General features: G+C 33.6%; 10 protein-coding genes and 1 pseudogene. 4 read left to right on the forward strand and 7 right to left on the reverse strand.

What is annotated here, in order from left to right; translation table 11 throughout:
- Positions 1-806 precede the first annotated feature (806 nt).
- A complete protein-coding gene (locus ACI3K6_RS23180; RefSeq protein ID WP_435556675.1) occupies positions 807-1,370 on the reverse strand; it encodes a hypothetical protein in 564 nt (187 codons plus the stop codon).
- 546 nt (positions 1,371-1,916) lie between these two features.
- Positions 1,917-2,246: a hypothetical protein gene (locus ACI3K6_RS23185; protein ID WP_435556677.1), complete on the reverse strand. Its 330-nt coding sequence runs from the start codon at positions 2,244-2,246 to the stop codon at positions 1,917-1,919.
- A gap of 499 nt (positions 2,247-2,745) precedes the next feature.
- On the opposite strand from ACI3K6_RS23185, the gene ACI3K6_RS23190 reads away from it, so the two are divergent.
- On the forward strand, positions 2,746-3,366 hold the full coding sequence (locus tag ACI3K6_RS23190) for a DUF2238 domain-containing protein (protein ID WP_472850928.1): 621 nt from the start codon (positions 2,746-2,748) through the stop codon (positions 3,364-3,366).
- Between the two features lie 523 nt (positions 3,367-3,889).
- Positions 3,890-5,093: pseudogene (locus ACI3K6_RS23195) on the forward strand (IS110 family RNA-guided transposase).
- A gap of 669 nt (positions 5,094-5,762) precedes the next feature.
- Here ACI3K6_RS23195 and ACI3K6_RS23200 read toward each other — a convergent pair.
- Positions 5,763-6,104, reverse strand: a complete 342-nt coding sequence (locus ACI3K6_RS23200; protein WP_435556678.1) for a histidine kinase — start codon at positions 6,102-6,104, stop codon at positions 5,763-5,765.
- 316 nt (positions 6,105-6,420) lie between these two features.
- On the opposite strand from ACI3K6_RS23200, the gene ACI3K6_RS23205 reads away from it, so the two are divergent.
- The gene (locus tag ACI3K6_RS23205) at positions 6,421-7,638 is read left to right on the forward strand and encodes an IS110 family RNA-guided transposase (protein ID WP_435556679.1); all 1,218 of its coding nucleotides are present in this window, start codon (positions 6,421-6,423) and stop codon (positions 7,636-7,638) included.
- Here ACI3K6_RS23205 and ACI3K6_RS23210 read toward each other — a convergent pair.
- The gene (locus ACI3K6_RS23210) at positions 7,603-7,908 is read right to left on the reverse strand and encodes a helix-turn-helix domain-containing protein (protein ID WP_435556681.1); all 306 of its coding nucleotides are present in this window, start codon (positions 7,906-7,908) and stop codon (positions 7,603-7,605) included. The genes ACI3K6_RS23205 and ACI3K6_RS23210 overlap by 36 nt on opposite strands.
- A gap of 295 nt (positions 7,909-8,203) precedes the next feature.
- Here ACI3K6_RS23210 and ACI3K6_RS23215 point away from each other — a divergent pair, with 295 nt between their 5' ends.
- Complete coding sequence (locus tag ACI3K6_RS23215) at positions 8,204-8,677, forward strand: hypothetical protein (RefSeq protein ID WP_435556682.1); 474 nt, start codon at positions 8,204-8,206, stop codon at positions 8,675-8,677.
- 947 nt (positions 8,678-9,624) lie between these two features.
- Here ACI3K6_RS23215 and ACI3K6_RS23220 read toward each other — a convergent pair.
- From ACI3K6_RS23220 to ACI3K6_RS23230, 3 genes are read right to left on the reverse strand one after another with little or no spacing between them, the layout of a single operon-like run.
- The gene (locus ACI3K6_RS23220; RefSeq protein ID WP_435556684.1) at positions 9,625-9,831 is read right to left on the reverse strand and encodes a hypothetical protein; all 207 of its coding nucleotides are present in this window, start codon (positions 9,829-9,831) and stop codon (positions 9,625-9,627) included.
- 48 nt (positions 9,832-9,879) lie between these two features.
- Positions 9,880-10,083: a helix-turn-helix transcriptional regulator gene (locus ACI3K6_RS23225; RefSeq protein ID WP_063235833.1), complete on the reverse strand. Its 204-nt coding sequence runs from the start codon at positions 10,081-10,083 to the stop codon at positions 9,880-9,882.
- Positions 10,084-10,095: 12 nt separating this feature from the next.
- The gene (locus ACI3K6_RS23230) at positions 10,096-10,497 is read right to left on the reverse strand and encodes a DUF2178 domain-containing protein (RefSeq protein WP_435556686.1); all 402 of its coding nucleotides are present in this window, start codon (positions 10,495-10,497) and stop codon (positions 10,096-10,098) included.
- Positions 10,498-10,936: the final 439 nt, after the last annotated feature.

Raw genomic sequence — 10,936 nt, forward strand, 5'->3', positions numbered from 1 at the left:
TCCAAGATATAGCTTAGAAACTATATCTAACTAAATAACACAAAACCTTCCAAAATTAGTCTAACGGAAGGTTATTTGGCATGCATATTTTTAATATAGCATGAGATATTTTAAATTTTCATTGAAAAATATTGACAAACTATTAGCTGGTTTAGTGCAAAAAAAAAGCTGCCTCAATGACAACTTTATTTTCGGATTTTGCTCCTGTAACGGAATATGAAATAACTTATTAAGCATACAGCCAAAACAACAGCTATTATTGGCAGAAATTCAGTTATGGGAGAATAGTAATTTATTGTTTCTTTTAAAGGCATATGTATTCCCCTTTATATTGTTGATTGTTAAAATGATCCTGGTTCATTTTACCATATAAAAGCAATATGTGGCGTAAAATTATTATATTTATGTAAATCCTTTATTCAACTAACCTACCATGTTAGTTTAAGTACATTTCTTCACAATCTCTTCTAAAATTTCCATTTATTTCGAAAATGAGTTACTCAACAATATGGCCCTTTTCATAAAGTAAGACGCTTTCCTTATTTCAGAAAAGCGCCCGATTGTTGAATAACACTATTTTACAAATAATTTATGATATGGTTCTCTGTTATAAATCTAAACAGTTTTTTAATTATTAACAATATACAGAATAAACTTGCAAGCCAATTGACATATAAGTTTGTATGTATGAAGCTAAATAAAGACTTTTAATGATAATTGCTGTATGTTAAATTAATAGTTGTAAAATAAAACCACCCTGAGTTGTAGTATCTTATATAAACAATATTCTCTCATGTATTGAAGGTCTAAGACCAATTGAAATTTTTATATGAGTCAGGGTTCTGACTTAAAAAATCTTCAAAACTATACTCAGTAGTAAAGGTTCTACTTGTTAGTTTTTTAACATCATTCAATACTCTTGTAGGATTAATGACTTCAAATAATTGTGAAGTGAATTCCCTTTGAAGATATTCTGCATGTTTAACGTATTTATTAGCATCTTCTTTATCAAAAATCCTGTATGACAACACAAGAAATTCCAACACAACATTTCTATAGCCCTGATAAGCAATTGGCTTGTCTTCTCCAAATTTATCCGACTTATTTATGTTTGGAAAATACAATCTACCAATTTCTATCTGAGCAGATAGTTTAGCCAATAATTCAGTATATTTGGATTTTCTTTCATTCGCTTTAGCTAATAATTTTAATTCAATCAAAATTCTAATTGTTTGAGTGAACCAATCTACTAACTCTTTACGAAAACTACTAGATAATTCGTATTTTTTAGTATTGGATTTAAAAGTATAAAAAAAAGCTAATAATGAAATTATAACTGAAAATATTGCTGTAAAATCGGTTAATTTCATTAATCTATCCCTCCCTAGGCTCTTATAACTTCACTAAATTTTATAGTACCATGATATGTTAATTTTCTTCTATAATAATTTTTATTACCCACTTCTTTTGAGGAATTTTATAAAACTTTCGGATTAATATCTTCCTTATATATTAATAGTGATTCCTCTTGTTGATATATCCTTACTATTATCTAGAATATTTATTTTCTTAATTTTAGATGAATACCTCATTACTTGTGATACAGCACTACAAGCACCACAATTAATCTCAAATTATTTTTGTTACGTAATTTTTTTCTTTACCAATCTGGCCCTAACCATGAAATATGTGCTATCATCTTTCGATAATCGCGCCCGTTTGTTGAATAGAGTGACTAACATTTTTAAATGACTTTATAAAAAATTAAACTACTTATTACCTGTATACAGTTGCAGAAGAACAGAGTTGTCATTTTAATGGCTCTTTCTTATTTTGAACTACTGTACCATACATTTTAGACATATATAAAATGTGTGGTACATACAGTGTCAACCACTCAACCCAACTAACCTAAATTAAACATTTGTAAAAGCCCAATATTCCCTGTCGCCAAACCCGACATCAACTCTGACATTTGGCTTTCTATATCCTGACATATCTCCGCCATCTACTACAATTAGTGTATATTTACTGTAGTCAAAGTCACCATTAACACTCGTTGGTGTACTAGTGGCAGGAACGCTTGGACTAGCTGCGCTTTCACTAGTCGTTTTTTCGGATTCATCGTCAGGTATACTTATTTTGCTTTCTGTATTATTTTGTTGTGAACAACTAGTAAATAAAATAAGTAGCGAAAGGAGTAATAAAATAATCCCCCATGATTTTTGATACCATTTTTGTTGCATATTACACCTCTTTTTATAATTGAATTAGAATTATTTTACAATATTTATCTGGGTAATAATGTAGATATTTATACCTTTACCTTAAATATGTATATTACGGTTAATATTGTATAAGATTTAGAGACTCACAATGTGTAAGAACTCTGAGAGAAGCAATGCGTTTAATGGATAAAATCCACTGAAACCTTTGCTCCTTTAGATTTTATATTTTTTACCAGTTTTATTATTCTTTCAAATTCATTATCATTCTCAAAATTTTACTGATGGCACGGTTCTACGTGTCTAATCAAAATGAGGTTTTTTATTTAGTAGTAGGAAAGCTCATCATCCTAATTTTCTGGAGTTATTTAGTAAATGACACCAGGAAAAAATCAGGTGTGTTAAATATGTCAATCGGGTGCTTGTCTTTTTTCGGAACCTAGCACCCCATACCTCTTTCTATATTTTTTTAATTTTAACAAATACTATATTCATCTTGTTTTCTGATGGAGTGATTTGAGTGTCTGGTAAAAAAGCTAGTTCGATACATTTTTTCTTATTTCTTGTTGTTATGCTTATTCTTATTTGGTCCCTGATTAAACCTGAGGAAGGTTATAAGGTCTGGTTGATGGAGGTTTCACCTTCAATATTAGTTTTAATATTCTTGATCTCAAGATACAATCATTTTCGTCTTACCACTGTTTCCTATGTCATTATTACCCTTCTTGTCATTTTAACGTTTATAGGAGGGCATTATTCATATTCCAAAGTTCCTCTCTTTACATGGATCAAAGATTATTTTGATTTAAAAAGAAACCACTATGATCGGTTTGGTCATTTCCTTAAGGGTTCTATGGTCATAGTTATACTAGAGATATTATTAAGGAAAACAGCTTTATTGAAAAGTAAAACAACAAATTTTATTACTCTATGTATAACACTAGCAATCGGGGCTTTCTACGAAATCATCGAGTGGGCAAGTACAAAAATAGGTAAAGAAGGGAAAGCCACAAAAGATTTTTTAGGTATGCAAGGAGACATATGGGACACCCAGTTGGATATGGCATTTTTATTGGCAGGATCCATTCTTTCGCTTTTTTTCACAAAGATCCTTTATAAAGGATTGGAAAAACCTAGATAATAAGTTGGTATCTAGGTTTTTTACTCTTTATTGAGGTTGCTATGCTCTTCGTCGAATAAACTAAATTTAAGAAACAGGCGAGAAAACCAAAAATATGCAAATTCTTACTCATAACTTGGTATTTGCTTGTTATTATTTTCATGAATCTAAAACCTCATTTACTTATAGTACGGCTCCCCACTATTAATCCTAAACTACAACCTCGACAATCTGGTCCCATTGTTAAATAAGAGTATAGGACCATTCTTAAACTAAACTGCCAGTTCGTATTATAAGGTTAGCCGGAATGCTAAATATTTCTGGTTGACCATTTTTTATTTGGTCTTATTATATCAGTAGCCAGGGTAGAACGTAACTGCCCGTGGGGCCTTCGACCCCGTCAGCTAAACGGTTCGCCCCCTACTTGTAGAAACATGATTGAGGCTGGTTGGGACTTAGATCTCGTATAACAAGCGAAGCTGTGATACTACTTGGAGGAATTAGGGGTACTGGCAAATCACTAGTTTAGGAGGAAGATTTAATCATGAATCCAGTCATTGGTCTGGATGTTTCAAAGGGAGAAAGTCAGGTTCAAGCATTTTTAGATAAAGGCAATCCATATCGTAAGAGCTTTAAAATTTCTCACACTATTGAAGGTCTTGAAGTTTTAGTAAAATTTCTGGATGAGGTTAAGAGAGAATCAGGTCAAAAACCACCTATCATTCTAGAAGCAACAGGACATTACCATTCCCCTGTTGTTCAATACTTGGAGGAACGTGGATTTTTAATGATAATCATTAATCCATTAATCTCTTATAAAGCTAAAAGTTCCAGTCTTCGAAAAGTAAAGACAGATGCGATAGATGCATACCATTCTATGCGAGCTGTTTTATAAAGAGGAACTAGAGCCTTATAAGAAGCGAGGTGTGCAGCTTTTAAACCTTAGAAATCTTACCAAACAGCACGAGAATATTACTGGGGTATTGATCCAAACAAAGCTACAATTTCAAGTAATTCTGGACCAAGTCTTCCCCGAATATAGAGGTGTCTTTGGTGACTTATATTCAGTCATTTCTCTCTTAACTCTTTCAGAGTTTCCCTCATCTGAAGATATATTAAAGGCAAGTGTAGAAACACTAGCCGCCAAAATCGCTGAATTATGTAAAAGTCGTTCCTATCGATGGGCAAATGAAAAAGCGATTCAGCTCAAGGCTGCAGCAAATCGAAATCCGTTTGAAAAGACGGTTTATCAGAGTCATATTTTAAGTCTTGGTATGTATATCAACATCATTCTTCAATACAAAGAGCACCTATCCAAGTTAGAGTCTGAGATAGATGCCCTCTCTAAAGAAATTGAAGAATATAATATTATCAAATCTATCCCTGGAATCGGAGAAAAGATCGCGGCAACGATCATTTCAGGAATTGGGGAGATAGATCGATTTACTGATCCTAAAAAGCTGGTAGCTTTCGCTGGAGTTGATCCTAGTGTATTCGAATCTGGTAAGTTTACGGCCACCAAAAATCGAATCACAAAAAGAGGATCCAGCAGGCTTCGTCACGCTTTATATATGGCTGTTCGTTGTGCTATACGTGACTTTCGTAAAAGTAAAACAAGCGATGAAATCATTCCTCGAAACAAGAAATTACGAGAGTTCTATGATAAGAAGCGTAAGGAAGGAAAACCTTTTAAAGTAGCTGTTATTGCTTGTGTAAATAAGCTCTTACACTGGATTTTTGCCCTTTGAAAAAACAAAACGACTTTCCAAGATATAGATTAGAACCAAAAATAAACCAAATAACACGAAACCTTCCAACATCAGACTAAGGGAAGGTTATTTGGCATGCACATTTTCAGTATAGCATGAGATATTTTAAGTTTTTATTGAAAAATATTGACAAACTATTAGCTGATTTAGGTTAATAAGAGTAGGTAGTACATAGGTGGAATCCCTACTTAAACGATCCGAAACAACTAGTAATCCATTTTGTGTTATTTTCTGCAATAAAATCATCTGCAAAATTATAACTTGGTTTTTTGCCGAAAATTTGCTTTGATTTATAACTGGAATGTAAATTGACCGAAATTGAAAACAATAATACCAAGGGTATCCAAATCCTACTGGTATCTTGTTTTATATTAAACTTAAATGTAATAATCACTACAAGTAATGACATTAATAATGCAACCGAAAAGAAAATTTTGCTATCTGTTTTCCAGTTTTTATCTACCATAAATAAAGCCACCCTTTTTGAGGAAAAATTTTTCATATACTTGACCTTTCAAATATAAATATTCTTCTATTGGGTCAAATAATCCTTCTTGCACTAAACTGCTTCGTTACTTCAATAAGGAAAAAGCGTCTCTACTTATTGTAGAAACGCACCGGTTAGTACAACAAGAAAAATTAGTTGAATTACTCTTCTTCAACATCGAGTAAGTAACCAATAAATTCTTCATGCAAAGCAATATTCTCTTGTAACGATTGGTTAGTTTCTCTATCTATTATATCAATTAGCAAGTTGTCAGCTAACTCATCTCCACCATCAATCATCACACATAATGAATGGATGACACCCTCAATTATTTCATTTTGTACCTTTCTAAAAGCAAGCAATTCCGTTTTTGATGTTAATTTATTTGCTATTAGCTTATATTCATTTTCGCAATCTGACGCAATTAAATCTGCATCGGGCTCTAAATTCTTAATAGCAGTGTCCACCCAATAATCTTTAATATTTTTTAAATTTTCAAACAAAGGTTTTGGTTTTCGTTAATCATTTTTCATTATCCCTTCTTCAGCTATTCTGCCACGTTAGCCATCCATGAAGCGCAAAAATCGGCGCTTCACCACAAAGAATGAAAATGTATTGAATCTGTCCATACTGCTTCTAAGGCTGGGAGAGGAAGGTCGATCAACTATGGTGCCTTAGAGCCCATCCGTTAGTCTGACTCCAACGACCACGGTGCACCACAAACTGTCGCTCCCTTACGGGAAGCACTCATGGTAGATTAATCCTAATTCTGATTGTTGCACCAGCCTCCAATTTTCAAGCCTAGAAAGGAAGATTTCAATGGATGTAATCATTGAAAGAGCATGTGGTTTGGATGTCCATAAGGACAATATCACTGCTTGTATTATGACTTCAGAAGGAAAGGAGATTCAAACATTTTCTACTAAAACAGTTTTTCTTTTAAAGTTATTGGACTGGATTAAAGAGAATAATTGTACACAGGTAGCTATGGAAAGCACGAGTGTTTATTGGAAGCCTATTGTTAACTTATTAGCGTCCGAAGGAATCGAGTTTTTAGTAGTGAACGCTCAACACATGAAGTCTCTTCCCGGGCGCAAAACGGATGTTAAGGATGCGGAATGGATTGCCCAACTTCTTCGCCATGGACTTCTTAAAGCTAGTTTCATTCCTGACCGAAACCAACGTGAACTACGGGAACTTGTTCGCTATCGCCGAAGTATCATTGAAGAACGCGCTAGACAACATAATCGAATTCAAAAGGTTTTAGAAGGAGCTAATATCAAACTAGGTTCTGTTGTATCTGATATTATGGGAGTCTCATCGAAGGATATGCTTCGAGCAATCGCAGATGGTGAGAATGATCCTGAAAAACTAGCAAACTTCGCTCGTCGCACAATGAAAAAGAAAAAAGAAGAACTTGAATTGGCACTTCAGGGCTATATAAATCCTCATCAACGTTTGATGTTAAAAACGATTTTAACTCATATTGATTTTCTAAGTGAGCAAATTGAAATGTTGGATCAAGAGATAGCGCAAAGAGTAAGCTCATATCAAGAAGATATAGAACGACTCGATTCCATTCCTGGTATCTCCACAAGAATGGCTGAGCAAATCTTAGCTGAAATTGGTACGGACGTTGGAAATCAATTCCCGACCGCTGCACATTTATGTTCATGGGCAGCCTTGGTCCCCGGTCACAATGAGAGTGCAGGTAAAAGGAAGTCTACAAGATCTAAAAAGGGAAATAAGTATTTAAGATCCGCATTAACAGAAGCAGCTCAATCAGTAAGAGGGTCAAAAAACTATCTCGGTGCACTGTATAGACGTACAGCTGGACGAAAAGGAAAGAAAAAGGCAGCAATTGTTGTCGCTCATGCGATGTTGCGAATCGCATATTACCTTCTAACTCGAAAAGAAATGTATGTTGACTTAGGCGAAGATTACTTTGATAAACAAAGGCAAGTATCTATTGTACGCCATTCGGTTCGTAGGCTAGAAAACTTAGGTTATACTGTGACAATTACCGAAGCTTCCTAATTCGAATACGTCGATAAGACCTACTCTCTCCAATACTTTTAAATGCTCGCCTACGGTCTTTTCGCTTGTGCCGTAATCCTTCGCTAGTGTGTAATGGCTAGGAAATGCGTAACCCTTTTCTACGTTGTAGCGGTCTACTATTAGCGCATATAAATAGCTCATTTCAGGTTTGTAGCCCACCATATATACGTAGTACGTAATATTTTGCGTAAGTGCGATAAATTCTCCTTCCATTTCTTTTAGTTTCGATTTGCCCCATACTTTTTGCATTACTATTTCGCTCCTTATTTTTTGTAATTGGTCGGATGTAAATTCTTCCGATATATAATAAGGCGCAACGTTTTAGAAATTTTGGTATAAAAGTTAAAAAAAAATAACAAAAATATCTAAGGTACTACGGTAGGGCAAGATAGTTAAATATTACTTATATGGAAAGAGTGAAGAGGTTGTGAAGGTTATCGCATAATCTACGATGTAGTTAAGAAGGTATTGAGATATGTGAACAAATGATGGTTTGTATAATTTTCATACAATTAAACACTCTATAAGTATTGGAGGTGTTTGAATGAAAAACTCAAAATTATTGTTAATAGCTATAGCAGTAATTCCTTGGTTAACTATACCATTATTAGGTCGAAGGTCATTCAGGGCATTTTTTCCAGCCTCATTATTTATGTATATTTTTTCAAAAGTCATGTCTGTAATCGGTGAAAGAAAAAAATGGTGGGGGTTTTATGAAGGAATACCACCTTTTAACAGTATGGATTTTTTTATGTTTGGTCCTTATTTTATCACCAGTTTTTGGATGTTAAAATTTGGTTATGGGAAATTTTCCCGTTTTTTAATTTATAATGCTCTTCTTCATATAGTGTATATTTTCTTAGGATTAAAATATATGAAACGATATAGAATACTAAATGTTAAAGTATCTAAAATTCAATATTTGGGTTATCACTTTTCGAGAACACTCCTTTTATATGCATTTGAATTTATTAGGAGGAAGCTGAATACAGTATGCTATATATTTAAAGCTAATTAATCCATTTTACTATTGTTTGTAATCATGGTATTAAAAGTAACTAATAAAACCAAAACAACTACGAGAGCGATTCAAGATGGAGAGCATTACGTAACAAAGAACAAAACGAGACGTAGCCCACGACAAAAGATTAAGGCAAAAATCGAAAATGGAAAAATGACATTTGGGTGTAACGCCTTGCTAGTTACGAAAGGATAGGCACAGAGCTCCCGTGAAGTTGGTACGATTTTTTGAGTTAAAATTTTTGATAGCGAATTTTTGTCACCTGCTTAACGCCTTGAGTTAAAAAATATATTGCGCTATTTCTAGGCGGTAGATGAGTAGCCCCTGCCGCCGTGGGCTGGGGGTTTTGCATTGTTACCGTTCTTGGACGCATAGAAGCCTTCTCTCGCTTTCTAGGCTCTCTTTATGCGGTAGTTTTCGAAGCACAAAACAACAAAGCAAAGAACGAAAGCTCTGCGCTCCTCTACGGCTCTTAGCTTGCTTGCTGTTGCGATTGAATGCGATTGTTTACGCTGCTGCTTTCGTTGCTCTTACTTCGATAGTAAAGAGATAGCGCATAATGTAGCTAATAAACTACGGTAGCCCTGCCGCCCCTGTGTAAGCGTGTAATACTGCTATATGTGCGTAGGTTTAACGTAAGATAGAGCGGCAGCATTATACATATCGGCATAAAAAAAAGCAACGCAATAAGCGTCGCAAATAGCCAAATAGGGGAAAGGTTAGTATACGGCTTTCCTTTGAATTGGGGCAGGATTATTTTAAACGCCATTTCCAACCGGCTTTAACACTTCCAAAATTAGTGGAGGGTATTTGACAAATTAGAAATGTTGCTAATTGCTGTATTTTTTTGAATGTAAAATAAGGCTTATTCCATTAAAGCACCCGATAGTTTAAGTGTATTTCTTCACAATATTTCAATGTAGAAGTGAACTTCTTATTTATTACTACTTCACGATGAATCCGATAATCCCTATAACAATCAACAGAATTCCACTTAAAAATTGTCCTAATCCTGAAGCTTCTCCCATTAGTAACAAGTTGAAAATGTTTTTACTTTTTTGGTTTTTTCCAAATAAGCCATCATCTGTTTTCATACGATAAATTCCCCAAATTATTAAAACTACTCCTAAAATAAATGGTATGATAAGCATTTATATTCCTCCGTTGTTTTATTGATATGTGCATCTTTTTGTAATGTATTATTTGTCATCCTCATCAAAAATGAACGTTTCTTCAATTGATAAATTGAAAACTGAAGCAATTTTATAGGCAAGTAGCACAGATGGATTATACTTTTGTTTTTCTAATGAGATAATTGTTCTAGAAGATACACTTACTTTATCAGCTAATTCTTGTTGCGTTATTCCATATTCTATTCGCAATTCTTTTACTCTATTTTTCATAAATCCTCCAAATCAAAGGACAAGATTGTAATACTTCCTTGCTCCAATTTCAATAATTATAAATGTTATTAAGACAACAAATAATGCAGTATTTGTTGGGATTCCCACAAAATTAGTTGAAAACATAAGAATGAAAATTTCGCATATCAGAATATGCAAGGAAAAGCGAGCAACTTTTCCATCAATTAAAGCATCTCTTTCGTCATATTCCTTTGTAAATTCCTTTTCTAATGATTTATTCTTTCGGAATTTCATGTAAGAAATTGTTGAGATCACCAAAATTATCCCGCCTAAGAATACTTTGATATAGCCAAAATTAAAACCTACTGATGTATCTAAAATTATTTGTATGATTCCCAATAAAATTATCAATATTGAGACTGAAAAACGCTGTATGAATAGATTTTTTTTCAAGCATACCTCTCCTATCAAAACTTATTTTCTGAAGTGAAGTTCATTTTATATGAAGTTTACTTCACGTGAAGTTAATTTCATATTACAGAGGTACAAGGCAAATGTCAATAGGTAAATAATAGTGCTGCACAAAAAAGACTGCTTATTAGCAGTCTTGATCTTAAGCATTTATAAACCTCTTTTTCTTAAACTATCCTGCCCCGTTTGTTGAATAAGAAAAAGACCGCCGCAGCGATCATCACCGGAAACCAATATATAACTCAAGCACCAGTTACTTTAATAAGCATTAGTTATTTCTTTTTCTTTTCAAAAAAGGATTGGAAACCATACAAAAGAAATGCTTTGTAAAAGAAGAATAAGATAAATTGGGAATAATAAACTCTATCATCAATTGAAAAAAAGAACTTCGAATAAGAAAAACATAGGGAGATTTTAGTCT

Origin of the sequence: Neobacillus solisequens (assembly GCF_051233465.1) — a bacterium.
GTDB lineage: Bacteria > Bacillota > Bacilli > Bacillales > Cytobacillaceae > Neobacillus.